Raw genomic sequence first — 25,054 nt, forward strand, 5'->3', positions numbered from 1 at the left:
TGAAGATCAGGGTTGCACATCAAACAGGGTGGCGCCGCTCATCGGATCGAAGGGTGCCGACCAGTGTTCATGAGCAATCTGCCATTTCCCGCCCGCCTGACGGTAGCAGGCAGTGACACGCATCCAGCAACTCTGGGTTTCGCCCTTGTCATTGGTGCCGCCGCAATTGGCCACCCAGTGGGCGAAAGCGATGTTGTCGGCGCTCTCGATGGCGATTTCGTGGAACTCGAAAATGTGCGGGCCGGGGCACATTTCCATGCACGCGAGCCAATGCGCGCGGTAGGCCGGTTTGCCCTTGAATTGCAGGGCCTTGATCGCATCGAAGGAAACGATGTCGTCGGCATACAACGCCATGACTTTCTCGACGTCCTTGGTCATGACGGCGTCGCGGTAGGTGTTGATCAGAGTCTGGATATCGCTGTGTGCGCTCATGGTGTTCTCCGTGGTTTTTGTTGTGAAGACACCCTTAGTCGTTCGGCGTGTGGGCAGATCGACAGGCGCAACAAAAAATTTCCGAGGTCGGCAAAGTCGTTAGAATCCGGACTCACCTCTGTAGGAAAAAGGAAATTCCCGTGTCAGCCAAACTCGTACCGTACGAGAGCCTCAACGCCTTGCAGCGCCAGCAGGTCGAAGCGATTGAAATCCACGCCGAGCAGATCAAGTTTTCCGGCGACATCCACGGTGCCTTGCACACACTGCTGTCGAAACCCGGTCCCGGCGTGAAAGGTTTTGCCTTGTTGGCGGAGGACGTGCCGGTGGCATTTCTGCTGCTCAAGCGCCCGCCGGTATTGCCGGCGTGGGCCGACGAACACAGCGCCACACTGCATGCGTTACAGGTCGATCACCGCGCCCAGGGCAAGGGTTATGGCAAGGCCTGCCTGCAAGCATTGCCGATCGCCGCCCGTGAAGCGTGGCCGGAAATCAAAGGGCTGGAGTTGTCGGTGGACGCCGACAACGACGCTGCCATCGCGCTGTACGCCAAATACGGTTTCGTCGATAGCGGCGAAGCGTACAAGGGCCGGATCGGTTACGAGCGGCGCATGGGCCTGTTCTTTTAAGTCATCGAGGGGATGCACGATGATCGATTCGATCGAAGCACTGGAAGCTATTTACGGTTTTCCCCACGAACGCGCGCTGCGCAAGCAGATCGGTTTTCTCAACGAGGACTATCAGGCGATGGTGCGGGTGTCGCCGCTGGTGATCGTCAGTTCGGTGGGTGCCGACGGCCTCGACAACTCACCGCGTGGCGATGCTCCGGGGTTTGTGCGGATCATCGACGAACGCACGCTGGCCCTGCCGGATCGCCCGGGCAACAACCGCATCGATACCTTGCGCAACGTCCTGCACGATCCTCGGGTGTCGCTACTGTTCATCATTCCGGGGATTGGCGAGACCTTGCGGGTCAATGGCACGGCGCAAATCAGCGCTGAGCCGGCGCTGCTGGAAAGCTTTGCGGTGAATGGCAAACCGGCGAAAACCGTGTTGCTGGTGACAGTGGAGGCGGCGTTTTTCCATTGTTCGAAAGCGTTTGTGCGTTCGGATGCGTGGAACCCCGCGACCCACCTGCCGCGCTCGGCACTGCCGACGGCCGGGGCGTTTCACAAACGATTGAATGACGGCCAGTTTGATGCGGACAGCTACGACCGCGAAGCGCCGAAGCGAGTGCTCGACACGCTGTACTGACCGAAACTTGCAAACACCGCTCCCACGGGGAATTTGCAGTGTTCTTCAGAGAGTCAGGATCATCTCGTGCCACGCCATGCCGCCGTGGTCGGACTCCGAAGGTTTGATGTAGGCAAAGCCGAATCCGGCATACAGCGGAATATGCTTCTCCTTGCACATCAAATGAATCGTCGCCTTGTCCATCCCGCGCATGCGTTCGATGAATTCGGCCATCAAGCGTTTCGCCAGCCCCTGCCCCTGATAGTCCGGGTGCACGACGACCGACATGATCACCACGTTCGGCCCCGCCGGATCGTGGCCGATCAGTTCCTTGAACGCCTCATCCGACATCTGCACATCGAACGCCGCGCCCGAATTGACGAAACCGGCAACCACGCCATCCACTTCGGCCACGATAAAACCCTCCGGCCAGGTGGCAATGCGCGTGGCGATCTTTTCGCGGGTGGCGGCTTCGTCACCTTCATAGGCAACGGTTTCGATGGCGTAACAGCGATCCAGATCGGCGGCGGTGACGTTGCGGATGACGGTGTTCATGGCGGCTCGGAAATCAGCGGAAAAAAGTGCGGTCAGCTTAAAGGAATAAGCGGTTCATATCGATCTGTGCGGACAGCGTAAAGCCTGCGTATAAGCGCTTTTATTCGGGTTCGCGGGCGGCTATTGCTGTGGGGTGTCTATGACTACCCATGGGGGAAACCGCTTATGAGCAGCGTTCAGATTGGTCTGTTGATGGTGTTGGGCATCAGTACGTTCGGGTTCATCACCCTGGCGATTGACTTGCTGCGCACGCGGCGTAAACAGCGTTGAGGCATGAGGCGGATAAATGATCCGCCTCATGGTTGTCTGTTCAGGCTTTTTTGGAGTCGACCGGCACACAGATTTCCAGTTTGCCGGTGTGCAACCTCGGATTGAAATCGGCGCTGTAGCGCTCCAGCTCCGGGGCGTTGAGTTCCACGTAGTGCGAGCTTGGCAGCCAGGTCTTGTAGATGTATTGCAGGGTTTGCGGCAGTTGGTCGAGCGGCCCTTGGTGTTCAAACACCGCGTACTGGCGGGGCAGTACTTCGACCCACTGGTAGACCTTCTGGTCGAGGTCATCGAGTTTGCTGATTTCCACCCCGGCGATGTAATCGAAGCCGCCCTTGCCGTCGAAATTGCTGCAGACCCCGTAGGTCACTTCGTTTTTTTGTCCCTGTATTTTCCCCAGATGGGGCAAGAACTTTTCCCACAGAGCCGGGATGTCCTTTGCCGTGTCTTGGGTAAATCGACCGCGAAAACCTGCAATCAGCAGAAAGTGTCCATGTTCGAAGCGAGGTTCAGCCACTTCGACGCGTTTTTGCTCATCCATGACTCGACTCCTGGAACAGAAAAGGGGTTCGGCTGGGAGTATAGAAAGCCAAAACCATTTCGCACGGTTACAGCGAATGCAGCTGCTCGACGGCGCCCGAACCGATGAACTCGTTATAGCCGGATACGATCACGTACACCGCGAAATAACAGAAGATCGCTGCAGATGCCATGTAGGAATAGCGCAGCAGCCTGTCGCCCAGCAACTTGCCACCGTGACTGGCGGCGAAGCACAGACCGGCCGACCACAGCAGCCCGGCGCAGAGAAACCCACCGAGGAACAGCGCCGAACTCACTGGCCCGCCGCCACCGGAACGGGCGATCAGCGTGCCTCCGACGGCGGCAAACCAGAGGATTGCGCTCGGCGAGGACATCGCCAGGAAAATCCCGCGAAAGAACTCCTTGCGATGGGAGTTCTGCCCCACTTCGGCCGTGGCCGCCAATTGCGCTTCGTGGTGGATCGCCGAATAAATCATCTTCGCCGCAAAGTAGATCAGCAGCGCCGAACCACCGACCCACAGGACCCAACGCACGCTTTCGTATTGCAGCAGCACGGTCATCCCGGCCAATGCCAGCACCGCGTAAATCAGGTCGCCGACGCAGGTGCCGAGGCCCAGCGCGAAGCCTTGAAAGTAGCCGCGCTGCATCGCCAGCGTGATCATTGCGATGTTGGCCACGCCGATGTCCAGGCACAGCGAGAGGCTCAGCAAAAAGCCGCTGGTGAATTCCATCTACCGATTTCCTTGGGCAAACACTGTTGAAAAACGCGCTGGACAGTATGCCATCACTGCCCTTATCTTCCGCCACAGGTCACCGCAGTGACCAGCGTCGCTCGGACGGTTCCGGGCGCTTACGTTATCCGAGGCAACAATGGCTGAACAAGGTTCACCGCGCCGCTTTGCGCGCATAGATCGACTCCCCCCTTACGTTTTCAACATCACCGCCGAGCTGAAAATGGCCGCCAGGCGTCGTGGTGAAGACATCATCGACTTGAGCATGGGCAACCCCGACGGGGCCACGCCGCCGCACATTGTCGAAAAACTCGTACAAGTTGCTCAACGCGAAGACACTCACGGTTACTCCACATCCAAGGGCATTCCGCGCCTGCGCCGGGCGATTTCCAACTGGTACAAGGATCGTTACGCGGTCGAAATCGACCCGGAAAACGAAGCCATTGTCACCATCGGTTCCAAGGAAGGCCTGGCGCATTTGATGCTGGCGACCCTGGATCAGGGCGACACCGTACTGGTGCCTAACCCGAGCTACCCGATTCACATCTACGGTGCGGTGATTGCCGGCGCTCAGGTGCGGTCGGTGCCGCTGGTGCCGGGCGTGGACTTCTTCGACAAGCTGGAACGGGCGATTCGCGGTTCGATCCCGAAACCGAAAATGATGATCCTCGGCTTCCCGTCCAACCCGACCGCACAGTGCGTGGAGCTGGACTTTTTCGAACGAGTGATCGCCCTCGCCAAGCAGTACGACGTACTGGTGGTGCACGACCTCGCCTACGCCGACATCGTCTACGACGGCTGGAAAGCCCCGTCGATCATGCAGGTGCCCGGCGCCAAGGACATTGCGGTGGAGTTTTTCACCCTGTCCAAGAGCTACAACATGGCCGGCTGGCGCATCGGTTTCATGGTCGGCAACCCGGAGCTGGTCAACGCCCTGGCGCGGATCAAGAGCTACCACGACTACGGCACGTTCACCCCGCTGCAAGTGGCGGCGATTGCTGCGCTGGAAGGTGATCAGCAGTGCGTGCGCGACATTGCCGAGCAGTATCGCCAGCGTCGTAATGTTCTGGTGAAGGGTCTGCATGAGCTGGGCTGGATGGTCGAGAATCCGAAAGCGTCGATGTATGTCTGGGCGAAAATTCCCGAGGCGTACGCGCACCTGGGTTCGCTGGAATTCGCCAAGAAGCTGCTGGCCGAGGCCAAGGTCTGCGTCTCGCCGGGGGTTGGCTTTGGTGAGTATGGCGACGATCACGTGCGCTTCGCGCTGATCGAAAACCAGGACCGCATTCGTCAGGCCGTACGCGGGATTCGCGGGATGTTCCGGGCCGATGGCCTGGCCCCGAAAACCACTGGTTAACGCATGATCGTTCCCACGCTCCGCGTGGTAATGCAGCCCGGGACGCTCCGCGTCCCAAAGCGGACGCAGAGCGTCCATTGAGGCATTCCCACGCAGAGCGTGGGAACGATCCAACCAAGAATTCTCCGCCCACAAAAAAACCGCATCGCTGCGGTTTTTTTGTGTCTGCGGATCGCTTAAACGAACAGCGACAACAACAGAATAAAGCCCAGCGCGACCACCGACAGAATGGTTTCCATCGCCGTCCAGGTCTTGAACGTCTCGGCCACGGTCATGTTGAAGTATTGCTTCACCAGCCAGAAACCGGCGTCGTTAACGTGCGACAGAATCAGCGAACCGGCACCGGTGGCCAATACCAGCAGCTCACGGTTCACGCCCGGGATCATCCCCACTACCGGCACCACAATGCCCGCGCCGGTAATCGTCGCGACAGTGGCCGAACCGGTGGCGATACGAATCACCGCCGCCACCAGCCACGCCAGCAAGATCGGCGAGATCTGCGCGCTGACCGCCATGTGGCCTATCACGTCGCCCACGCCGCTGGTCACCAGCATCTGCTTGAAGCCACCGCCAGCACCGATGATCAGAATGATCGCGGCAGTAGGCGCAAGGCTCGCGTCCAGCCACTTGAGCATTTGCTGAGAACCGATGCCCTGCTTGTGGCCGAAGGTGTACAGCGACAGCAGCAACGCCAGCAGCAGTGCCGAGATCGGGTGACCGATCATGTCCATCCAGGTGCGGAAGAAATGACCGTCCGGCAGTGCAACGTCGGCGAAGGTTTTCAGCAGCATCAGGAACACCGGCAGCAGCACGGTGACCAGGGTGATGCCGAAGCTTGGCAGTTTTTCCGAATCGGTTTCACGGGCCAGTTGATCGACCAGTTCCTGATTCGGGTGACCCGGAATGTGCTTGGCGATGAACGTACCGAAGATCGGGCCGGCGATGATTGCCGTCGGCAGCGCAACGATCAGACCGTACAGAATGGTCTTGCCGATGTCCGCGCCGAACACACCGATGGCCAGCAACGGACCCGGGTGCGGTGGCACCAGACCATGCACGGCGGACAGGCCGGCGAGCAGCGGGATACCGATCTTGATGATCGACACACCGGTGCGTCGCGCGACGATGAACACCAGCGGAATCAGCAAAACAAAGCCGATTTCAAAGAACAGCGGAATGCCCACCAGGAACGCGGCGAACATCATGGCCCACTGGACTTTGTCTTTACCGAACGCGCGAATCAGGGTCTGCGCGATCTGATCGGCACCGCCCGACTCGGCCATCATTTTGCCGAGCATGGTGCCCAGCGCGAGGATGATACCGACAAAACCGAGCACGCCACCGAAGCCGTCCTGGAACGCCTTGATGATGGTGCCGATCGGCATCCCCGAAGTCAGGCCGAGAAACGCAGCGGCGATAGTCAGGGAAATGAAAGGGTGAAGCTTGAACTTGGTGATCAGGACGATAAGTCCGATCACCGTCACTACTGCATCGAGCAGCAGGTAGGCGTCGTGGGACATGCCGAACATTGGGGGTGTCTCCTGGCTTGTTGTTGTTATTAAAGCGGGTTAATCAGAAGTCGTGGGGACAGCGCTATCTGCATGAACACACTCATACCGCCTGTTTCAGACCGTGGGCCTGCCACCAGACGTGAGCCTGAGCGGCCAGTTCTTCAACGCTGTGAACCGAAGCGTTCAGCGCCAGGGTCAACGGCTCGCCCTTGGGCGATTCGAGGGTGGCGAACTGGCTTTCGATCAACGTGGCGGGCATGAAGTGGCCCGGGCGGTGGGACACACGCTCGGCGGCCACTTCAGGGGTCAATTCAAGAAACACGAAGCCCAGGCCCGGCAAGGCACTGCGCAGCACTTCGCGATAACTGTGTTTGAGGGCCGAGCAGGTCAGCACCGGGCGCTGGCCCGTGGCATCGACGCGACGCAGTTCATCGCACAGGCTGTCGAGCCAGCCGGCACGGTCGTCGTCGTTCAGGGGGATCCCCGCGCTCATCTTTTCGATGTTCGCGGCCGGATGGAAAGTATCGCCTTCAATGGCAGTGGCGCCGCTCAATTGGCACAGGGCCTCGCTGACGCACGTCTTGCCGCAACCGGCAACGCCCATGATGACCAGGGCGGTGATGGGATGACTCATATAACACCTCAGCGCGCAGACAGCGCTACCTTTGCTAGCTATGACTCTAGTGCACAGGCAGAAGTTGCCGACGCCTTCTTGTCGTTTTTTTGGGTTGCAGCAGGTTTTGTTCCCAACGCCAAAAAGCGAAGATCAGGCAGGACCTCGCTTACGCATTTACAGCTGCATCAGGACAGCGCTACCTTAGTGCCTTGATTTTTGTTTGGCAAGCCGCCCGATGACCTCCCCTAAAAACGATAAAAACACTCGCACCACCGGCCGTCCCACCCTTAATGAAGTTGCCCGTCTGGCCGGCGTCAGCCCGATTACCGCCTCCCGTGCCTTGCGCGGTGTCAGCACCGTGGCCACGGAACTGGTGGAAAAAGTCCAGAAAGCCGCGCTCGAACTCAATTACGTGGTCAACCCCGCCGCCCGTGCACTGGCCTCGGCGCAGAGCCATTCAGTCGTCGTGTTGGTGCCTTCTTTATCCAACCTTTTGTTCATCGATACGCTGGAAGCCATTCATCGGGTTTTGACGCCCAAGGGCTTCGAAGTACTGATCGGCAACTTCCACTACTCCCGTGACGAAGAAGAAAACCTGTTGCGCAACTACATGGCCTATCAGCCGCGTGGCTTGTTGTTGACCGGGTTTGATCGCACCGAAAGTTCGCGACGGATGATCGAAGCGAGCAATATTCCCTGCGTCTACATGATGGAACTGGACAGCGCCGCCGGGGTGAATTGCGTCGGTTTCTCGCAACTCAGCGCCGGGGAAACAGCAGCTGAACATTTGCTCTCCCGTGGGCGTAAACGTCTGGCTTACATCGGCGCGCAACTGGATCAGCGCACGCTGCTGCGCGGCGAAGGTTTCCGCAAAGCGCTGCAAAAGGCCGGAAAGTACGACCCGGATCTTGAAGTGCTGACACCGCGCGCCTCGTCGGTAGGCCTGGGCGGCGAGCTGTTCCTGCAACTGCTGGCGGCGCATCCGGACGTCGATGCGATCTTCTTCGGTAACGACGACCTGGCGCAGGGTGCCTTGCTCGAAGCATTGCGCAACGGCATCAGAATTCCGGAGCAAGTGGCGATTCTCGGCTTCAACGATCTGCCGATGTCCGAGCACATGGTGCCGCGCCTGAGCAGCATCAATACGCCCCGCGAAGCGATCGGCAAGCGAGCGGCAGAGCAGATGCTGACGCTGATGGCCGGCAACACCGTGGCGCGGCCGGTCGAGGACATGGGCTTCGAACTGAAAATCCGCGAGAGCACCTGATACCACAATCCCTGTGGTGCTCACAAATTCAGGGTTAAACACTCCTACAGGGGATCTGTGGTGGGTTCAATGGCCGAGGAGTTCGACCAGCGCCGATGCGCCCTTCTGTAGCGGCTGGCTCTTGAGCCACACCGCGTGCACCGGCATTACCAAGCCATTTTCGATGTTGCGGAAGTTCAGCCGCTTCAAGCGCCCGCTGTCCAGTCGCGGCTGCACCACCGACATTGGAAAATTGCCCCAGCCCAATCCCGCCTCGACCATTTCCATCGCCGTCTCAAGGCTGTCGGTGCGCCAGTAAGACTGCGCCACCAACGGCCGCGTTTCGCTGATCGGCAAATCCCGACTGGCGACGATGATCTGCCGCACGTGCACCAGATCTTCCAGAAACAAATCCTTGCCTTGCAACAACGGACTGTCCGCCGCGAGCGTCGCGATCATTCGTTCGCTTCCGACAAACTGAAACTGCTCCAGCACGTTCACGCTCAGCCCGGCAAACGCCAGGCACACACTGACGCGACCACCGTGCAGCAACGCCAGCACGTCGTCCTGCGGCGCGGTGAGGACTTCGATGTCGAGCAGCGGATGCCGCTCGGCAAGCACCTTGATCGCCGCCAGCAAGCGGCGCCGGTCAATGTCGGCGACCACGCCAATCGACAACTTGCTCTCCAGCCCCAACGACAACTCCAGCGCATGCACCCGCAACTGCTTGAGTTGCTCGGCGATCAGCCGCGCATGGGGCACCAGTGACAACGCCATCGCTGTCGCCTGCGGTTCGCGATGGCTGCGGTCGAACAACGGGTAACCCAGTTCCGCCTCAAGATTGCCGATGCCCATGCTCACGGCCGACGGGACTTTGCCCAAGGCACGGGCGGCAGCGGAAAACGAACCGCGCTCGATCACGGCGAGGAACAGTTCGATGCTGTCGCTGTTGAAATTCAATTACGCCACCTATCAATAAAACTGAAAGCATCTGACTTTTTCTGTCAGCCATATTGAAGCTATCTTTCGCCGCCTTCGCCAGCCCCGCTGGCCAGTGAATCTGAAGAAAGAGGCAAATCCCCCATGCAAGGCGTCAAACGCAAACTGGTCTACGTGTCGCTCTACGAAGTGATCGGCATGACCTTCTCCGCCCTCGGTCTGGCGCTGTTGTCCGGCACCTCGCCAGGCAGTACCGGGCCATTGGCGGTGATCATCACCACCATCGCCGTGACCTGGAACTTCATTTACACCTCTCTGTTCGAGCACTGGGAAAGCCGCCAGACCTCGCGCACCCGCACGGTCAAACGCCGCATCGCCCACGCCATCGGCTTTCAACTGACGCTGATCGTGTTCCTGATTCCGCTGATCGCCTGGTGGATGAATATCAGCCTGGTGCAGGCGTTCCTGCTGGATCTGGCGTTGATCATTTTCATCCCTTGCTACACCTTCGCCTTCAACTGGTTGTTTGACCGGATCTTCGGCCTGCCGACCTCGGCGCTGGCAGATTCAACAGCGGCGGCATAAATCGTTAATTCGTAAACAGATATTGCAAGAAATCAGCGGTTTACTCCGCTAAATCGCTGATATTCACAATCCTTCAACTCCGATAGCAGGCTAAGCTTTTCCATCAATAAAAAATGGATCAGCCCATGACTGCTCACACCCCCGCCGCCGCGCAACGCGACGGCATCGACCCGATTCGCGCCGCTCAGGTGTCCGCCCGTATCGACCGCCTCCCCGCCGTCGCGACGATCTGGCGACTGGTGGCGTTGCTGTCGATCGGCGGATTTTTCGAACTCTACGATTTGTTCCAGACCGCCTACATCAGCCCCGGCCTGATCCGCGACGGCATCTTCGCCACCGGCAATCAGGGCGTGTTCGGTTTCTCCGATCAGGCGGCGTTTGCCTCGGCGACTTTTCTCGGTTTGTTCCTCGGCGCCAGCCTGCTCAGCCCACTGGCGGATCGCTTTGGCCGCCGCGCAATCTTCACCTTTGCGCTGGTCTGGTACACGGTGGCGACGGTGTTGATGGGCGTGCAGAGTTCGGCGCTGGGGATTATCTGCATGCGCTTTCTGGTGGGCATCGGACTGGGCATTGAACTGGTGACCATCGACGCCTACCTCTCGGAATTGGTGCCCAAGCGCATGCGCAGTTCGGCGTTTGCCTTTGCATTTTTCGTGCAGTTTCTCTCGGTGCCGGCGGTGGCGCTGATGTCGTGGTGGCTGGTGCCGCAGGCACCGTTCGGGGTCAGCGGCTGGCGTTGGGTGGTGTTGGCGAGCGCGGTGTTTGCGCTGTTCATCTGGTGGCTGCGCAAGCGTCTGCCGGAGTCGCCGCGCTGGCTCGCACAGCATGGCCGTTTCGATGAGGCCAACCGCATTCTCGATGGCATCGAAGCCCGTTGCGAAAAAGATCACGGCAAACCGCTGGATGCTCCTGAAGCGGTTCCTGTCGACGTGGAAGGCAAGGGCCGTTTCGCCGACATCTGGCAACCGCCCTACCGTCGCCGCGCGTTGATGCTGATCGTCTTCCACATCTTTCAGGCCATCGGTTTCTTCGGTTTCGGCAACTGGTTGCCGGCGCTGCTTTCCGGCCAGGGTGTGAGCGTCACGCACAGCCTGATGTACGCGTTCATCATCACCCTTGCCTACCCGCTCGGGCCGTTGCTGTTCGTGAAGTTCGCCAACCGTTTCGAGAACAAGTGGCAGATCGTCGGCTCGGCGCTGGGCGCCATGACTTTCGGCACCTTGTTTGCGCTGCAGACCAGCGCTTTTGGCCTGATCTTTTGCGGGGTGATGATCACCTTCTGCAACGCCTGGCTGAGCTTCAGTTATCACTCTTATCAAAGTGAGTTGTTCCCCACCAACATCCGCGCCCGGGCGGTGGGTTTCTGCTATTCGTTCAGTCGGTTGTCGACGGTGTTCAGCAGTCTGTTGATCGGTCTGTTTCTCGATCACTTCGGCACGCCCGGCGTACTGGCGTTCATCGTCAGCAGCATGTTGATTGTCATGCTGACCATTGGTTGGTTCGGCCCGCGCACACGCAATCTGGCGTTGGAGAACATTGCCCACCGATAAGCCCCGGCGGTCAGTCACTGCCGCCACGCGGCAAGGGCTGACCGCTTTGCACTTTAAGCCGCCAATCAACTTATTGAAATTTAAGGGCTTATTTATCAGGCATGGTAATTGCTCCGGTACGACGGTCAGTCATTACCTACAGGTCAATCATCATGTTGGTCAGTGCCAAACAACTGGAAGTGCTGCCGCTGCCCAAGCGGCTAGCCGAAGACGCGACCGCCACGGCGGCCGCCGGTTTGCAGGGCGGCCTGCACGGTGCGATGCTGCAAACCCTACAAAACCAGGTGCAGACGCAAAGCAGCGAAGTCACCGCCAAGGTGCAAGCCTCGGCCACGCAGATCGCCACCCAGCAGGTCAGCGAAGCCACGCGCATCAGCGATAACGTCGACGAGGCGTTTGCCAAGACCCGCGTCAATCTGCAATCGACCGATGCCACCAACGTCGCGAAAAGCGCCACCGACGAGTTCAAGGACTACATGAGCAAAACGCCGGAACAGCGTTTGCGCGACAGTATCCTTAAGGACCTGGGCATTACCGAGGAAGACATCGCCAACATGCCGCCGGAGAAACAACTGGCCGTGGCCAAAGAGATCGCCCAGCGCTTGCAGGACAAGATGCAACTGGCGCAATCGGAGAAAGAGAACGTCAACGACGTCAAGGACAGCGACAAGCTGGCGGACAAGTTTCTCGCAGCACTTTGATCTCAAGCTCGCATGAAACGCCTTTGTGGGAGCGGGCTTGCTCGCGAATGCTTTGAATCCGTCAACAGTGATGTTGGCTGACACGACGCCTTCGCGAGCAAGCCCGCTCCCACAGGTTTATCAGTGATCCTGAGGGTCAGTTCAGCTGCAACGTCTCATTGAACTGACTGATCGCATCCACCACATGCCGCGAGCCCTGCTGGATCTCCAGAATCACCTCCCCCGCCTCATTCGCCAGCTCAACCCCAAGGCCGGTACGGCTCAGGCTCGACTGCATGCTCGACACCGCGCTCAGCGACAGGTCATGGTTCTTGCGCACCACTTCGACAATTTCCAGCGTGGCCTGACTGGTGCGTGCCGCGAGGCTGCGTACCTCGTCCGCGACCACCGCAAACCCGCGTCCGTGTTCACCGGCACGCGCCGCTTCGATGGCGGCGTTGAGCGCCAGCAGGTTGGTCTGATCGGCGATGCCGCGAATGGTCTGGACGATGGTGCCGATGATGTCTGACTGCTTGCTGACCGCGTCGATGCTGACCGCCGCTTCGTTGAGGTCGCGGGAAATGTCCTGAATGATCTGCACCGTTTGCTGCACGACCTGTGAGCCTTTTTGCGCGCAGGCGTCGTTTTGTACCGAAGTGCTGTGGGCCGATTCCGCAGCGTTCTGCAGCGTGGTCATTTGGTGGGTGATGTCGCTGGCGAATTTCACCACTTTATACAAGCGGCCCTTGGCGTCGAACAGCGGGTTGTAGGACGCTTCGAGGTAAACCATTTGCCCGGACTTGTTCTTGCGCTCGAAGCGGTGCGAGTGATATTCGCCGCGATTGAGCGATGCCCAGAAGGCCTTGTATTGCGCAGATTCGGCTTCGGCGCGGTGGCAAAACAGGCTGTGGTGATGGCCGACGACTTCATTGAGCGAATACTGCATGGTGCGCAGAAAGTTGTCGTTGGCGCTGATCACATTGCCTTCCGGGGTGAACTCGATCACCGCCATCGAGCGACCGATGGCCGCCAGCATGCTTTCCTCTTCATGCTCTTTATTGATCCGCGCGGTGATGTCGGCGGCCACTTTGATCACACTTCTGACTTGTTTGTCCGGCCCATAAACCGGCATGTAACTGGCTTCGAGCCAGACTTCCTTGCCGCTCTTGTTCAGGCGTAGAAACGTTCCGCTGATCGGCTCGCCCCGCGCCAGGTCGCGCCATAATTTGGCGTACTCTTCGCTGCGGTAAAACGCTTCTTCACAAAAGATCCGGTGATGTTTGCCCCGTACCTCGTCCGCGCTGTAGCCCATGGTCTTGCAGAAGTTTTCATTGGCGTCGAGAACCACCCCGTCGGGGCTGAATTCGATCATTGCCATCGAGCGGCTGATCGCCGCCAGTCTGGCGTTGGCTTCGGTCAGGGCACAACTGAAGCGTTCGATTTCCTGCAGGTCAGCCTTGTGATGTAGGTTGAACATGTCTCTATCACCTTCCGCGCGGTCTTTTGATTTGATGAAAGTTCAGGTCTTTCAGAATCCACCACTACGTTCCATGGAACAGGCACACGCATTCCTCCACGGGAGGAAGTTGTCAGGTGATAAATGATGGTCAATCGGAGCGTCCCGGTTGCGACGCTCTAATCAAGACATCCTTCTCTTGATAGCCCACTGAGGGGCCAGCCCTAACGCGTTGAAGAACTTCCATTTAAAAAATGCTCCTTGTTGGTTCAGTGTCCGGTGCCTTTGATTGCGCACTCTGGCAGCGTTGAAGTCACGGCTAACCGATGGCTATCGACATAGTTAGTTACAGGTGAGCATAGACAGCGCAAAGCCTTGCGCAAGGCCACTAGTCGGCCAGTATCTGGCACTTTTTGCACAAGAAACGGTTCAGCGCGGGGAGTTTTCACCGGGCGAAAGCCATCGCGGGCAAGCCACANNTGTGGCTTGCCCGCGATGGCGTCAATGCAAGCACTGAAAAAGCATCAAAAAAGACTTACAGACTCTCACTCACCTTGCTTGCCACCTCTGCCGGCACCCACGGTGTCCAGACCTGCGGCTGATCACGCAAAAACGCTTCGGCCACCGCCCGCGGTTGCTGGCGTTTTTCACTCATTCCGGCCAGCGTCTGGTTCAGCAGATCAATCGGCAAATCGACCTTTTCAAAAAACGCCACCAACTGCGGGTACTGCGCCTTGAACGGTGCCGACACGCCAATTGCCAGGCTGGCCGGCATCGAGCGCGAGCCTTTCGGATTCGGGTTGTTCGCGTCGGCCAGGGTTTTCCAGGCTTCGGCGTCGAACGGCGGCTCATCGAGCTTCACCAGTTTGAAACGACCCAACAGCGGGGTCGGCGACCAGTAGTAAAACAGCACCGGTTTGCCGCGTTTTATCGACGACGCCACCTCGGCATCCAGCGCTGCACCGGAGCCGGTGCGGAAGTTGACGAAGCTGTCGTTCAGCGCATAGGCCTTGAGCTTCTGGCTGTTGACGATTTCCGAAGTCCAGCCGGTCGGGCTGTTGAGGAAACGCCCACGGCTCGGGTCTTCCGGGTCGCGGAACACGTCTTTGTAGCGCGGCAGATCGGCTACCGATTTCAACTCCGGCGCCAATGGCTTGATGCCGCGCTCGGGATCGCCCTTGATCACGTATTCCGGCACCCACCAGCCTTCGGTCGCGCCTTTGACCGTGTCGCCGAGGCCAAACACCTTGCCCTCGGCGGCCGCCTTGACCCATGCCGGACTGCGCCCGGCCCACTCTTCACCGATCACCTGAATATCGTTTTTCGCCAGCGCCGCTTCGAGGCTGACGGTGCTGCCCGGCAGCGTGTCAGTCGGGAGTCCGTAGCCCTTTTCAACGATCAGGCGCAGCACTTCGGTGATGAAGCTGCCGCTTTCCCAGGTGATGTCGCCAAAGTGAATCGGCGTAGTTTTCTCCGCCGCAGAAACAGCGCAGACACTCAGGCTCAGTGCCAGCAACGAACCGCCGAGCAGGCTTTTGATCGATCTCATGCAGACCTCTTGTCTTGTAGGAATTGGTTGGCGCTGTGGCGATCGCACAGCGCTTGGGAACGGGTCATGTAAACGCTGACCGAGCGCTGGGAAATGCCCAGTTCGGCGGCGATTTGCGGGTAAGTCAGGCCATCGATACGCGCCAGCAGAAAGGTCAAGCGAACCTTGCCCGGCAGACGCTGCAGGCTGTGATCAAGGCGCTTGAGGGTTTGCGCCAGTTGCGCGAGTTCTTCCGGCGATGCGACGGTGTCCACATTGATCTGCTGCTGGTAACGGCGCTCCAGATCGGCGCGGCGCCAGCGTCGATAAAGCAGGCGTTGGGCAACGGTGGTGAGCAATGCGCGAGGTTCGCGAATCGCCGTGAGTGCCGGCGCTTCGAGCAGTTGCGTGAAGGTTTCGGCGGCAATGTCTTCAACACTGGCGGCGTCATGCAGATGCCGGCGCAGGTAGCTGCAAAGCCATTGATAGTGGGCGCGGAACAGGGTGTCGAGGTTGTCGCGGTGGGACGGTTCGGTGCCGGACATAGGGGCTCCTTGGTAAAGGGTCGCTGAATGTCCGGTGTTCCGGTGGCGCGATCGTAGCAAGGCGCCTTATTCGTTAAAAATACTTAAAAAGAATTTTTATATTCTATTTAGAGATTACCGAAGACGTCCGTAACCCAGCGCTTCGGCCTCCCGCTGGTAGTCGAGCAAGACCTGATAATCGCTTTCGCTGGCCGGCAACACCTCGGCTAATCCAAGGGTTTGCGCGACATCGGTCAGTTCGGCCAGGGATCGATTCATCACTTCACGTAACTGTTCGATCTGCGCGTCACTGGCGCTGGCCACCGTGATAAAAGGCAAGGTCGGGCTGAAGGCACTGCGCACCACCGTGCGTAATCCGCTGATCTCCTTGGGCGCATGCTGCGCGAGGTAGGCGTAGGTCACGCTGTCGACGGCGGCGAGATCGGCGCGACCTTCGCGCAACCAGCGCAGGCTCTCGCGGTGTCCGCCGCTGATACCGACCGAGGCGAAAAACCGGCCGCCTTGCTGCAACGGAGCCAGTCGTTGACGCAACAGGTTCATGCCGCTGTTGGAATCCTCGCTGTTGATCACGCCGCGACTGTTGCGAAAGTCCACCAGGGTTTTGCGTGGATCATCGGCGCGGCAGAGGATCAGGCTGCAATGACTGCCGGCGCTGGCGTCGGAGAACTCGTAACGGGGGCGACCGATGATTCGAACCTTGCCGCGCAGAGCCGTCATCAGTGGATAACCGCAGGTCTGCGTCAGCAACAGATCCGGTGAAAGCCACAGCTCAGGCAACGACAGTTTTTCCGCGCACAGTCGAGTGACGTCGAGGTTTTCCAGAATGCGCGAAATCCAGCGTTCGTTGGCCGCACGAATCCGCTCGGGCGCGGTGTACATCAGCAGTTCGATTTGGTGTTGGCTCATACGCATTCTTCCCGGACAACAAATTTCCAATGTGGGGGCAAGTCAGTGAAACGGATGCTGAGGGCTGTCGATCGGCTTGAACCCATGCCGCCGCCACAACTGCCCGTAGCCCTGCACCAGAAAACCCCCGCTGCGCGCCACCCACTGCTCGCGATGCATGCGGTAAACCCTGGGCAAGTCGTACCACGCCAGCCCCGGCAAGTCGTGATGCACCAGATGAAAATTCAGATTGAGGAACAACCAGCGCCACGGCCAACCGGCCTCGTTGAGCACCGTGCGTTGCTCGGGATGCGCATGCGGACGATGCTCGTAGTAGGAGCGAATCATCGCAATCGACAGCGCTGGCACACTGATCAGCAGCAGGTAATGCCACACCGGCACTGCGCTGTAGCGCTCGATAAACCACAGCATCAAGAACGTGAACGTGCCATGGGTGAGCCACATCAGCCAGGCCTGGCATTCAGCGTTTTTCAGGCGCTGCAGTTCTTCACCCGCCAGCGTCAGCAGGGCCAGCGGCGCGCCAAGGATGAACCGGCCGAGGACGGTTTTGTTCAGCCAGTGCAGACCGCGCTCGAATAACGAACTGCCCTGCCAACGTGCCGCCGTCAGGTAACGACTTTCCGGATCGACACCCGGCACCGTCAAATCCTCATCGCGGTGATGCAGCAAATGGCTGTCGCGATACAGCGTGTACGGATACCAAACGGCAAACGGCGCATAGCCGAGGATTTTGTTGAAGCGAATCCAACGGGTCGGATGCCCGTGGAGCAATTCGTGCTGCACCGACAGCCACAGCACCAGCAGCGGAATCAGCAGCGCCGTGCTCCAGCCGCGCCCCAGCCAATGGCTATTGAGGACGATGGCGAACCAGCCGCCATACACGCCGATCAGCAACAGCCAGGTCGGCCATTCGCTACGGGCGGTGAAGCGTTGACGCAGGGTTTCGATTTGCAGGCGGTGGGCGGCATCGAAGTAATGGGGCATGGCGTTGCTCGAAGCAGGAGTCTTCCCCTTCTGTGCAACGACGCTGCGAAAGCTTGCAGATTATTTTCGGGTTCAGGCAGGAGCCCGAGAACCGGGCTCCTGAAGGGTGCGATCAATGGCCGAAAATATCGACTTTCTTGGCTTTCTTCTCGGCGCGTTTTTCAATGGCAGTCTTGGCCGGTTTTTTCTTGTCGGCTTTCTTTGAATTCAAACCTTTGGACATGATGTGTACTCCACTCACAGGGGATGTGAGGTCAGGTATACACCTATCCCGAGGCGCGCGTTCTTTTATAATCGCCGCCACACCCACCGACAGTCCGATCCCATGCCCGACACCCGCTACAGCCTGCTCGACGAGTCACTCTGGCCGTTGATGAACAAGTTTTACCGCAGCCACCAATCCTCGATGAAAGCCGTGCGCGATGCGCAATTGTGGGTGGCGCGGCGCGGCGATATTGTCGCGGCGCTGTGCCTGCGGCCAGTGGCGGGTGGACACTGGTTGACCGGGTTGTTTGTTGACCCGGCGTGTCGTGAACAGGGGATCGCTGCGACTCTGATCAGTGCGGCAGTGCAGGACGTGACGGAGCCGGTCTGGCTGTTCTGCCATCCGGACTTGCGCGGTTTTTATGAACGCCGAGGGTTCAGTTTCGACCCCGCCCTGCCCCAGGCTATGGCCGAGCGGTTGAGCCGTTATGCGCGGAGCAAGCCGATGATTGCCATGGGACTGAATGCTTCGAATTGATGCAAAACCAATGTGGGAGCAGGCTTGCTCGCGAATGCGATTTATCAGTCATCCAATCAGTGACTGACACACCGCTTTCGCGAGCAAGCCCGCTCCCACAGGGGATATGTGATGAACTTGGCTCAGTCGTCGGCAGCGGGATCAAGGTCGGGAAACATCACTTCAGTGAAGCCGAACTTGCTGAAATCGGTAATCCGCGACGGGTACAGTCGGCCGATCAGGTGATCGCACTCGTGCTGCACCACCCGTGCGTGAAAGCCTGACGCCACGCGCACAATCGGCTCGCCTTTCGGGTCGAACCCTTCGTAGCGAATCTGCTGATAACGCTCCACTTCACCGCGTAAGCCCGGCACCGACAGGCAACCCTCGAAGCCCTCTTCCATGAGCGGACTCAACGGCGTGATCAACGGATTGATCAGAATCGTCTGCGGCACCGCTTCGGCGTCCGGGTAACGTTCGCTGTGCTCGAAGCCGAAGATCACCAGTTGCAGATCGACTCCGATCTGCGGCGCCGCGAGACCTACACCGCCGACACTTTCCATGGTCTGGAACATGTCGTCGATCAGTTGCCACAGCTCAGGGCTGTCGAACATTTCTGCCGGTACTGGCGGGGCAATGCGCAGCAGGCGTTCGTCGCCCATTTTCAGAACTTCACGAATCATGATCAGACTTCGTCAGTGTCCGGCTTGAGCGAATGATCGCGGCCCAGGCCCGAGACGTGTTGTTTGGGATGTTCGTCGAGTTCGCCGGGGACCTTCTCGCCCGGATCCTTGCCCTCGCTGGACATGTGCTCGATCACCGCATTCATTTCCGCGCCGAGCAGCAACACCGCGGCGGAAATATAAAAATACAACAACAGCACGATGATCGCGCCGATGCTGCCATACATCGCGTTGTAGTTGGCGAAGGTTTTCACATAAAACGCGAACCCCAACGAGGCGATGATCCACACCACCACGGCCAGCACTGAACCTGGGGTGATGAAGCGGAATTCCTGTTTGACGTCGGGCATCACGTAATAGATCAGCGCCACGGCGACCATCATCAGAATCACGATCACCGGCCAGCGCGCGATGGTCCAGACGGTGACGATGAAGTCTTCCAGGCCGACCTGCGCAGCGATCCAGCCCATCACTTGCGGCCCGAGCACCATCAGCGCCGCCGCCACCAGTAGCATGCCGGCAATGCCGACGGTGTAGAAAATCGACAGCGGAAAACGCTTCCAGATCGGCCGGCCTTCGACCACATCGTAAGCGGCGTTCATCGCGCTCATCATCAGGCGCACACCCGCTGACGCGGTGTACAGAGCGACGACGATACCGACCGAGAGCAAACCGCCCTTGGACTGCTGCAACTGATCGATCACCGGGTTGACCTGCTCCAGCGCTTGCGGCGGCAGAACCAGTTCCGACTGCAGGCGCAGCCAGGAGAAGAAATCCGGCAGGTGCAGGAAACCGATCAGGGCAATCAGAAACAGAATGAACGGGAACAGCGAGAACAGCATCTGGTAGGCCAGTGCCGAAGCGTAAGTCGACATCTCGTCGTCGACGAATTCAGTGACCGTGCGCACCATCACCCGGTGCAGGGGCAGACCTTTCATGTCCGGAAAAATCATTCGCGTCTCCTTTCGCCGCTTTACAGGTTGAAGTCGTGGCGACTCAGGGGCCGTTTTTTACATCACGTTAGCCTACTTGGCGACTCTTGGGGGTCTGCGCGGGCTTTCGACACAAAAACGGCCATCCTTGGATGGCCGTTCATGTGTTTCGTTCAAGGCTGAATTACGCCTTGTCGACGGTTTTCTTCACTGCGTCTTTGGCTTTGCCAACCGCTTGCTGGGCTTCGCCTTTTTTCTCTTGAACCTTGCCTTCGGCTTGCAGCTTGGTGTTGTCGGTGGCTTTACCGACGCCTTGCTTGATGTTGCCGACTGCTTCGTTGGCCATGCCTTTTACTTTATCGCCTGTGCTACTCATGGTGTTTCTCCTTGGTGCAATTAGGGGGAAAAGTCAGTACGTAATGATTGACCGGCCGGGTTTGCGGGGAGTTTCATTTATTTTCAGTGCTTCTTTTCGTCGCTCTGAACAGGTTGGGCTTTATGTTTATCGGCGTTGCCTTGAGAATGCGCTGCATATGGGCGCCACACGCCCGAGAACCGATCCCGCAGGAATGTTATGAAACTCGATAAAAAGCAGGCCATTGCCCGTAGAAACCAGGAACTGGGCGGCGCTGTGCTCGGCACCAACAACTGCCACTTCGCCGAACTGAACCGCAACCGCAACATCTGGTGGTTCGACTTGCCGGTGTCGCGCCTGGCCATTGGTCAGTACGAGTGGATTCACCTGCTGATGCACACGCCGGCGACCGACGAACTGCTACACCTGAAAGTGCCGACGGTGTTCTTGCGTGAAAAGCTCGAAGGTCTGGTGATTCGCAATGAAGGCAAGCGCAAAGCGGCGTTGAGCCTGGAATTGAGTGCTGACAAGGATTCGTATTTGCAGGACATGCGTCCGGCGGGCACCAACGTGAATTTCGCGCCGTTCCGCCAGTAATCGCACGATTGATCGTTCCCACGCTCCGCGTGGGAATGCCGCCCCGGACGCTCCGCGTCCAGCTCTGCAGGGACGCAGAGCGTCCCGGGATGCGTTACCACGCAGAGCGTGGGAACGATCAATCCAGCAACAAAAAGCCCCGCATCTGCGGGGCTTTTTAATTTCAGGCGGCGGACTTGGCCTTGATCTTCTTCAGCTCTTCGTCACGCAACTCGCGGCGCAGGATCTTGCCGACGTTGGTGGTCGGCAGCGCATCGCGGAACTCTACCGAGCGCGGCACCTTGTAGCCGGTGACGTTGGCACGCATGTGCTCCATCACGGTTTCCTTGGTCAAGGTCACGCCCGGTTTGGCCACGATGAAAATCTTGATTGCCTCACCCGACTTTTCGTCCGGCACGCCGATGGCCGCACACTGCAGCACGCCCGGCAGGGTCGCCAGCACGTCTTCCAGTTCGTTCGGGTAGACGTTGAAACCGGAGACCAGAATCATGTCTTTCTTGCGATCGACAATGCGCATGTAGCCGTCCGGCTGGATCAGCGCGATGTCACCGGTCTTCAGCCAGCCTTCGCTGTCGAGCATTTCATCGGTGGCTTCCTGGCGCTGCCAGTAACCTTTCATCACTTGCGGGCCCTTGACGCACAGTTCGCCGATTTCACCCAAAGGCTGCTCGACACCGGCATCGTCGATGACTTTGCACAGGGTCGACGGCACGGGAATGCCGATGGTGCCGATCTGGATGTTCTGGATCGGGTTCACGGTTGCGACCGGACTGGTTTCGGTCATGCCGTAACCTTCGCAGATCGGGCAACCGGTCACGGCTTTCCAGCGCTCGGCGGCCGCCAGTTGCAGGGCCATGCCGCCGGACAGGGTGACTTTCAGCGCGGAGAAGTCCAGCTTGCGGAAACCTTCGTTGTTGCACAGCGCCACGAACAGCGTGTTGAGACCGACGAAACCGCTGAACTTCCACTTCGACAGTTCCTTGACCATCGCCGGCAAGTCGCGCGGGTTGCTGATCAGGATGTTGTGGTTGCCGATCAGCATCATCGCCATGCAATGAAAGGTGAACGCATAGATGTGGTAAAGCGGCAGCGGCGTGATCAGGATCTCGCAACCTTCATTGAGATTGGAGCCCATCAACGCCTTGCACTGCAGCATGTTGGCGACGAGGTTGCGGTGGGTCAGCATCGCGCCCTTGGCCACGCCGGTGGTGCCACCGGTGTATTGCAGCACGGCGACATCACCGCTGTCCGGATTGGCTTCCGCCACAGGCTGGCCCTGGCCCTTGCTCAGCACGTCATTGAACTTGACGGCTTTGGGCAGGTGATAGGCCGGCACCATTTTCTTCACGTACTTGATGACGCTGTTGATCAGCAGGCGCTTGATCGGTGGCAGCAGGTCAGCAACTTCGGTGACGATGACGTGTTTGACGCCGGTTTTCGGCACCACGGCTTCGGCCAGGTGCGCCATGTTTGCCAGGCAAACAAGGGCTTTGGCGCCGGAGTCATTGAATTGGTGTTCCATTTCCCGCGCGGTGTACAGCGGGTTGGTGTTGACCACGATCAGCCCGGCACGGATTGCACCGAAGACGGCCACCGGGTACTGCAGAACGTTGGGCAATTGCACGGCGATTCGATCACCGGGCTGCAAGTCGGTATGCTGTTGCAGATACGCGGCAAACGCACCGGACAATTCGTACAGTTCACCGTAGGTGATTGTCTTGCCCAGGTTGCTGAAAGCCGGTTTGTTGGCGAAGCGTTGGCAGGATTGCTTCAACACTGCCTGAATGTTCGGATACTCGTCTGGATTGATGTCGGCAGCAATTCCAGCCGGGTATTTATCCTTCCAAAAGTCTTCGATCATGGAAGCCCACTCCTCAGCAACGCGAATTCTTCACCGCATTTGATGCGATTATTATTGGTGTGTGTTTTGTATTGGTGAATCTGGCTTTTAGATAGGCCGAGAAGTCACAAAGCGCGCCGAGAGTAGCAGCTTTGGAATGGGTCGACTAGAGCCAAAATCGGCCCACACAGTCACATTGATGACTCAAGACTTGCTAACGGTCATTTTAGAGCAAAAATCCTATAAAGCCTTGAAAGCCCCGCGCTACAAGGCTTTCAGCATCCCGAAATGCATCGCGGGCAAGCCCGCTGCTACAGAGTCGGCGACAACCCTGTGGCAGCGTGGCTTGCCCGCGATCCGCGCAGCGCGCGGCCATTCACCGATCAGGCAATATCGCGCAACTCCCGCCGCAGAATTTTCCCGACAGGCGTCATCGGCAACGACTCACGCAGCACGATGTGTTTCGGCACCTTGTACGCGGTGAAATTCTCTTTGCAGTAGGCCTTCAGCTCTTCAAGGCTCACGCCGGTCTCGCGTGCCACCACAAAAAGCTTCACCGCCTCCCCGGAGCGCTCGTCCGGCACACCGATCACCGCGCAGTTGGCGACTTTCGGGTGGGCCATGACCACGTCTTCGATCTCGTTCGGGTACACGTTGAAACCGGAGACGATGATCATGTCCTTTTTGCGATCAACGATGCGTACAAACCCGTCCGGGTCGATCACGGCGATGTCACCGGACTTGAACCAGCCCTCGGCATCCAGCACCTCGGCGGTGGCTTCGGGCTTGTTCCAGTAGCCCTTCATGATCTGCGGGCCTTTGATGCACAGTTCGCCACGCTCCCCCATCGGCTGCTCGACCCCGTCATCATTGATGACTTTGAGCAGCGTGCCCGGCACCGGCAGGCCGACCGTGCCCAGACGCGACTGGTCGCCATACGGGTTGGTGCAAGCCACGGGTGAGGTTTCGGTCAGGCCGTAGCCTTCGGTGATGCGGCAACCGGTGATCTGCTCCCAGCGTTCGGCGGTGGCTTTGACCAGCGCGGTACCACCAGAGTTGGTGAGTTTCAGACTGGAGAAATCCAGGGTTTTGAAATCAGGATGCTCCATTAGCGCAACGAACAGCGTGTTCAGCCCCAGCAATGCCGAAAAACGCCAGTTCTTCAGCTCCTTGATGAAGCCGCCAATGTCCCGTGGATTGGTAATCAACACGTTGTGGTTGCCGGACACCATCATGCACATGCAATTCGCCGTGAATGCATAGATGTGGTACAGCGGTAGCGGCGCGACCATGACTTCCTGCCCTTCCCGCAGCAGCGGCTGGCCATCCGGCCCCAACTGCGCCAGACACGCGCGCACTTGCTGCATGTTCGCCACCAGATTGCCGTGGGTGAGCATCGCGCCCTTGGCCAGGCCGGTGGTGCCGCCGGTGTATTGCAGGACGGCGATGTCATCCAGACTGACTTTCAGCGACTTGATGCCCAGCCCGCGTCCCATACGCAGGGCCGTCTTGAAGGAAATCGCCTGGGGCAGCGAATACTCCGGGACCATTTTCTTGACCTTGCTGACCATGGTGTTGACCAGCCAGCCCTTGGCCGTGGGCATCAGATCGCCCATCTTTGCTTCGATCAGGTACTGAATGTCGGTGTCGGGCAGCACTTCCTGGACTTTCTGGCCGAACATGTTCAGGTACACCAGTGCGCGCGCACCGGAATCCTTGAACTGATGGCGCATTTCCCGCGCGGTATACAGCGGGTTGGTGTTGACCACGATCAGCCCGGCGCGCAAGGCACCGAACACCGCAATCGGGTAATGCAGGACGTTGGGCATCTGCACCGCAATGCGATCCCCCGGCACCAGATCGGTATGCGCTTGCAGGTAACCGGCGAAGGCTGCGCTGTAGCGTTCGAGTTCGGCATAGGTCAGGGTCACGCCCATGTTGCTGAACGCCGGGCGGTCGGCGAACTTTTTGCAGGAACGCTCAAACACCTCGATCACCGACTTGAATTCCCCCATGTCGATGTTCAGCGGAACGCCGGCCGGGCGTTTGTCATTCCAGAAATCAGGTTGCATTGTTCTTGTCCTCTTTACCTGAGCCGATCCGGGCCGCTTTCTGTCATTTCTCTTTCAATCCGTGAAAAGAAAACAGCAAAAAGCGGAGCTTCACGGACACTAGCAGTTATGGCCAATCAGGCAAATACGGGCAAAGCCGTCATTGATCGTGTGAATCTTCCCGCCGTGGCGTGGGCTGATCGGACGTCGGGCAGCA

Annotated in this window: 26 protein-coding genes and 1 pseudogene; 9 read left to right on the forward strand and 18 right to left on the reverse strand. The window is 58.8% G+C overall.

Annotated features, from left to right (window positions below; genetic code table 11):
• Window positions 1-6: 6 nt before the first annotated feature.
• Window positions 7-432, reverse strand: a complete 426-nt coding sequence (locus tag F2P67_RS07620; RefSeq protein ID WP_166219075.1) for a YybH family protein — start codon at window positions 430-432, stop codon at window positions 7-9.
• 140 nt (window positions 433-572) lie between these two features.
• Here F2P67_RS07620 and F2P67_RS07625 point away from each other — a divergent pair, with 140 nt between their 5' ends.
• Together F2P67_RS07625 and F2P67_RS07630 are read left to right on the forward strand one after the other, a co-directional pair.
• A complete protein-coding gene (locus F2P67_RS07625; RefSeq protein ID WP_166219077.1) occupies window positions 573-1,058 on the forward strand; it encodes a GNAT family N-acetyltransferase in 486 nt (161 codons plus the stop codon).
• Between the two features lie 19 nt (window positions 1,059-1,077).
• Window positions 1,078-1,683, forward strand: a complete 606-nt coding sequence (locus F2P67_RS07630) for a pyridoxamine 5'-phosphate oxidase family protein (protein WP_166219079.1) — start codon at window positions 1,078-1,080, stop codon at window positions 1,681-1,683.
• Window positions 1,684-1,728: 45 nt separating this feature from the next.
• Here F2P67_RS07630 and F2P67_RS07635 read toward each other — a convergent pair whose 3' ends face one another.
• The 3 genes from F2P67_RS07635 to F2P67_RS07645 form a co-directional block, all read right to left on the reverse strand.
• Complete coding sequence (locus F2P67_RS07635) at window positions 1,729-2,217, reverse strand: GNAT family N-acetyltransferase (protein ID WP_166219081.1); 489 nt, start codon at window positions 2,215-2,217, stop codon at window positions 1,729-1,731.
• Between the two features lie 310 nt (window positions 2,218-2,527).
• Window positions 2,528-3,025: a GyrI-like domain-containing protein gene (locus F2P67_RS07640; protein WP_166219083.1), complete on the reverse strand. Its 498-nt coding sequence runs from the start codon at window positions 3,023-3,025 to the stop codon at window positions 2,528-2,530.
• 67 nt (window positions 3,026-3,092) lie between these two features.
• Entirely contained in the window at window positions 3,093-3,755 is a 663-nt protein-coding gene (locus tag F2P67_RS07645; protein WP_166219085.1) for a LysE family translocator, read from the reverse strand.
• 139 nt (window positions 3,756-3,894) lie between these two features.
• Here F2P67_RS07645 and alaC point away from each other — a divergent pair, with 139 nt between their 5' ends.
• Window positions 3,895-5,112: an alanine transaminase gene (alaC, locus tag F2P67_RS07650; protein ID WP_166219087.1), complete on the forward strand. Its 1,218-nt coding sequence runs from the start codon at window positions 3,895-3,897 to the stop codon at window positions 5,110-5,112.
• 176 nt (window positions 5,113-5,288) lie between these two features.
• Here the strand turns inward: alaC and F2P67_RS07655 are convergent, their stop codons facing one another.
• A complete protein-coding gene (locus tag F2P67_RS07655) occupies window positions 5,289-6,641 on the reverse strand; it encodes a GntP family permease (RefSeq protein WP_166219089.1) in 1,353 nt (450 codons plus the stop codon).
• 82 nt (window positions 6,642-6,723) lie between these two features.
• Window positions 6,724-7,257: a gluconokinase gene (locus F2P67_RS07660; protein WP_166219091.1), complete on the reverse strand. Its 534-nt coding sequence runs from the start codon at window positions 7,255-7,257 to the stop codon at window positions 6,724-6,726.
• 217 nt (window positions 7,258-7,474) lie between these two features.
• Between F2P67_RS07660 and gntR the strand changes: the two genes are divergently transcribed.
• A complete protein-coding gene (gene gntR, locus F2P67_RS07665) occupies window positions 7,475-8,506 on the forward strand; it encodes an HTH-type transcriptional regulator GntR (protein ID WP_166219093.1) in 1,032 nt (343 codons plus the stop codon).
• Window positions 8,507-8,572: 66 nt separating this feature from the next.
• Here gntR and F2P67_RS07670 read toward each other — a convergent pair whose 3' ends face one another.
• On the reverse strand, window positions 8,573-9,445 hold the full coding sequence (locus tag F2P67_RS07670) for a LysR family transcriptional regulator (protein WP_166219095.1): 873 nt from the start codon (window positions 9,443-9,445) through the stop codon (window positions 8,573-8,575).
• A gap of 123 nt (window positions 9,446-9,568) precedes the next feature.
• Here F2P67_RS07670 and F2P67_RS07675 point away from each other — a divergent pair, with 123 nt between their 5' ends.
• The 3 genes from F2P67_RS07675 to F2P67_RS07685 all read left to right on the forward strand — a co-directional run bounded on the left by F2P67_RS07675 (window position 9,569) and on the right by F2P67_RS07685 (window position 12,260).
• The gene (locus F2P67_RS07675; protein ID WP_166219097.1) at window positions 9,569-10,009 is read left to right on the forward strand and encodes a PACE efflux transporter; all 441 of its coding nucleotides are present in this window, start codon (window positions 9,569-9,571) and stop codon (window positions 10,007-10,009) included.
• Window positions 10,010-10,134: 125 nt separating this feature from the next.
• Window positions 10,135-11,559, forward strand: a complete 1,425-nt coding sequence (locus tag F2P67_RS07680) for an MFS transporter (protein ID WP_166219099.1) — start codon at window positions 10,135-10,137, stop codon at window positions 11,557-11,559.
• A gap of 152 nt (window positions 11,560-11,711) precedes the next feature.
• Window positions 11,712-12,260 (forward strand): hypothetical protein, encoded by a 549-nt coding sequence (locus tag F2P67_RS07685; RefSeq protein WP_166219101.1) that lies wholly within the window; start codon window positions 11,712-11,714, stop codon window positions 12,258-12,260.
• A 136-nt stretch (window positions 12,261-12,396) separates the two neighbouring features.
• Here the strand turns inward: F2P67_RS07685 and F2P67_RS28045 are convergent, their stop codons facing one another.
• The 6 genes and pseudogenes from F2P67_RS28045 to F2P67_RS07710 form a co-directional block, all read right to left on the reverse strand.
• The gene (locus tag F2P67_RS28045; protein WP_224787096.1) at window positions 12,397-12,936 is read right to left on the reverse strand and encodes a methyl-accepting chemotaxis protein; all 540 of its coding nucleotides are present in this window, start codon (window positions 12,934-12,936) and stop codon (window positions 12,397-12,399) included.
• A gap of 3 nt (window positions 12,937-12,939) precedes the next feature.
• Window positions 12,940-13,716 (reverse strand): annotated as a pseudogene (locus tag F2P67_RS28050) (PAS domain-containing protein); the annotation flags it as partial.
• 514 nt (window positions 13,717-14,230) lie between these two features.
• The gene (locus F2P67_RS07695) at window positions 14,231-15,244 is read right to left on the reverse strand and encodes an ABC transporter substrate-binding protein (protein WP_166219105.1); all 1,014 of its coding nucleotides are present in this window, start codon (window positions 15,242-15,244) and stop codon (window positions 14,231-14,233) included.
• A complete protein-coding gene (locus F2P67_RS07700; protein WP_166219107.1) occupies window positions 15,241-15,768 on the reverse strand; it encodes a sigma-70 family RNA polymerase sigma factor in 528 nt (175 codons plus the stop codon). The genes F2P67_RS07695 and F2P67_RS07700 overlap by 4 nt, the downstream gene beginning before the upstream one ends.
• 114 nt (window positions 15,769-15,882) lie before the next feature.
• Window positions 15,883-16,674, reverse strand: coding sequence for a phosphate/phosphite/phosphonate ABC transporter substrate-binding protein (locus F2P67_RS07705; RefSeq protein WP_166219109.1), 792 nt, complete (start codon window positions 16,672-16,674; stop codon window positions 15,883-15,885).
• A gap of 42 nt (window positions 16,675-16,716) precedes the next feature.
• Window positions 16,717-17,658, reverse strand: coding sequence for a fatty acid desaturase (locus F2P67_RS07710; RefSeq protein WP_166219111.1), 942 nt, complete (start codon window positions 17,656-17,658; stop codon window positions 16,717-16,719).
• Between the two features lie 325 nt (window positions 17,659-17,983).
• On the opposite strand from F2P67_RS07710, the gene F2P67_RS07715 reads away from it, so the two are divergent.
• Window positions 17,984-18,400, forward strand: a complete 417-nt coding sequence (locus F2P67_RS07715; RefSeq protein ID WP_166219113.1) for a GNAT family N-acetyltransferase — start codon at window positions 17,984-17,986, stop codon at window positions 18,398-18,400.
• 122 nt (window positions 18,401-18,522) lie between these two features.
• Here the strand turns inward: F2P67_RS07715 and def are convergent, their stop codons facing one another.
• From def to F2P67_RS07730, 3 genes are all read right to left on the reverse strand, one after another.
• Window positions 18,523-19,062: a peptide deformylase gene (gene def / locus F2P67_RS07720; RefSeq protein WP_166219115.1), complete on the reverse strand. Its 540-nt coding sequence runs from the start codon at window positions 19,060-19,062 to the stop codon at window positions 18,523-18,525.
• 2 nt (window positions 19,063-19,064) lie between these two features.
• The gene (locus tag F2P67_RS07725) at window positions 19,065-20,015 is read right to left on the reverse strand and encodes a YihY/virulence factor BrkB family protein (protein WP_166219117.1); all 951 of its coding nucleotides are present in this window, start codon (window positions 20,013-20,015) and stop codon (window positions 19,065-19,067) included.
• 163 nt (window positions 20,016-20,178) lie between these two features.
• Window positions 20,179-20,370 carry a CsbD family protein gene (locus F2P67_RS07730; RefSeq protein ID WP_166219119.1) on the reverse strand — a complete coding sequence of 64 codons (192 nt, stop codon included), beginning with the start codon at window positions 20,368-20,370 and terminating at the stop codon, window positions 20,179-20,181.
• A gap of 198 nt (window positions 20,371-20,568) precedes the next feature.
• Between F2P67_RS07730 and F2P67_RS07735 the strand changes: the two genes are divergently transcribed.
• The gene (locus tag F2P67_RS07735) at window positions 20,569-20,946 is read left to right on the forward strand and encodes a hypothetical protein (protein ID WP_007951149.1); all 378 of its coding nucleotides are present in this window, start codon (window positions 20,569-20,571) and stop codon (window positions 20,944-20,946) included.
• A 163-nt stretch (window positions 20,947-21,109) separates the two neighbouring features.
• Here F2P67_RS07735 and fadD1 read toward each other — a convergent pair whose 3' ends face one another.
• Window positions 21,110-22,807 carry a long-chain-fatty-acid--CoA ligase FadD1 gene (gene fadD1, locus F2P67_RS07740; RefSeq protein ID WP_166219121.1) on the reverse strand — a complete coding sequence of 566 codons (1,698 nt, stop codon included), beginning with the start codon at window positions 22,805-22,807 and terminating at the stop codon, window positions 21,110-21,112.
• A 362-nt stretch (window positions 22,808-23,169) separates the two neighbouring features.
• Window positions 23,170-24,858, reverse strand: a complete 1,689-nt coding sequence (gene fadD2 / locus F2P67_RS07745) for a long-chain-fatty-acid--CoA ligase FadD2 (protein ID WP_166219123.1) — start codon at window positions 24,856-24,858, stop codon at window positions 23,170-23,172.
• Window positions 24,859-25,054: the final 196 nt, after the last annotated feature.

Source organism: Pseudomonas atagonensis, from assembly GCF_011369485.1.
Classification (GTDB): domain Bacteria; phylum Pseudomonadota; class Gammaproteobacteria; order Pseudomonadales; family Pseudomonadaceae; genus Aquipseudomonas; species Aquipseudomonas atagonensis.

Coding starts and splice junctions, on each gene's coding strand:
- F2P67_RS28045 (WP_224787096.1), bottom strand. CDS start 12,936: ATGACCACGCTGCAGAACGCTGCGGAATCGGCCCACAGCACTTCGGTA.
- alaC (WP_166219087.1), top strand. CDS start 3,895: ATGGCTGAACAAGGTTCACCGCGCCGCTTTGCGCGCATAGATCGACTC.
- F2P67_RS07645 (WP_166219085.1), bottom strand. CDS start 3,755: ATGGAATTCACCAGCGGCTTTTTGCTGAGCCTCTCGCTGTGCCTGGAC.
- gntR (WP_166219093.1), top strand. CDS start 7,475: ATGACCTCCCCTAAAAACGATAAAAACACTCGCACCACCGGCCGTCCC.
- F2P67_RS07630 (WP_166219079.1), top strand. CDS start 1,078: ATGATCGATTCGATCGAAGCACTGGAAGCTATTTACGGTTTTCCCCAC.
- F2P67_RS07715 (WP_166219113.1), top strand. CDS start 17,984: ATGCCCGACACCCGCTACAGCCTGCTCGACGAGTCACTCTGGCCGTTG.
- F2P67_RS07705 (WP_166219109.1), bottom strand. CDS start 16,674: ATGAGCCAACACCAAATCGAACTGCTGATGTACACCGCGCCCGAGCGG.
- F2P67_RS07725 (WP_166219117.1), bottom strand. CDS start 20,015: ATGATTTTTCCGGACATGAAAGGTCTGCCCCTGCACCGGGTGATGGTG.
- F2P67_RS07735 (WP_007951149.1), top strand. CDS start 20,569: ATGAAACTCGATAAAAAGCAGGCCATTGCCCGTAGAAACCAGGAACTG.
- F2P67_RS07685 (WP_166219101.1), top strand. CDS start 11,712: ATGTTGGTCAGTGCCAAACAACTGGAAGTGCTGCCGCTGCCCAAGCGG.
- F2P67_RS07660 (WP_166219091.1), bottom strand. CDS start 7,257: ATGAGTCATCCCATCACCGCCCTGGTCATCATGGGCGTTGCCGGTTGC.
- F2P67_RS07620 (WP_166219075.1), bottom strand. CDS start 432: ATGAGCGCACACAGCGATATCCAGACTCTGATCAACACCTACCGCGAC.
- fadD2 (WP_166219123.1), bottom strand. CDS start 24,858: ATGCAACCTGATTTCTGGAATGACAAACGCCCGGCCGGCGTTCCGCTG.
- F2P67_RS07730 (WP_166219119.1), bottom strand. CDS start 20,370: ATGAGTAGCACAGGCGATAAAGTAAAAGGCATGGCCAACGAAGCAGTC.
- F2P67_RS07680 (WP_166219099.1), top strand. CDS start 10,135: ATGACTGCTCACACCCCCGCCGCCGCGCAACGCGACGGCATCGACCCG.
- F2P67_RS07640 (WP_166219083.1), bottom strand. CDS start 3,025: ATGGATGAGCAAAAACGCGTCGAAGTGGCTGAACCTCGCTTCGAACAT.
- F2P67_RS07700 (WP_166219107.1), bottom strand. CDS start 15,768: ATGTCCGGCACCGAACCGTCCCACCGCGACAACCTCGACACCCTGTTC.
- F2P67_RS07635 (WP_166219081.1), bottom strand. CDS start 2,217: ATGAACACCGTCATCCGCAACGTCACCGCCGCCGATCTGGATCGCTGT.
- F2P67_RS07695 (WP_166219105.1), bottom strand. CDS start 15,244: ATGAGATCGATCAAAAGCCTGCTCGGCGGTTCGTTGCTGGCACTGAGC.
- F2P67_RS07655 (WP_166219089.1), bottom strand. CDS start 6,641: ATGTTCGGCATGTCCCACGACGCCTACCTGCTGCTCGATGCAGTAGTG.
- fadD1 (WP_166219121.1), bottom strand. CDS start 22,807: ATGATCGAAGACTTTTGGAAGGATAAATACCCGGCTGGAATTGCTGCC.
- F2P67_RS07710 (WP_166219111.1), bottom strand. CDS start 17,658: ATGCCCCATTACTTCGATGCCGCCCACCGCCTGCAAATCGAAACCCTG.
- F2P67_RS07675 (WP_166219097.1), top strand. CDS start 9,569: ATGCAAGGCGTCAAACGCAAACTGGTCTACGTGTCGCTCTACGAAGTG.
- def (WP_166219115.1), bottom strand. CDS start 19,062: ATGATTCGTGAAGTTCTGAAAATGGGCGACGAACGCCTGCTGCGCATT.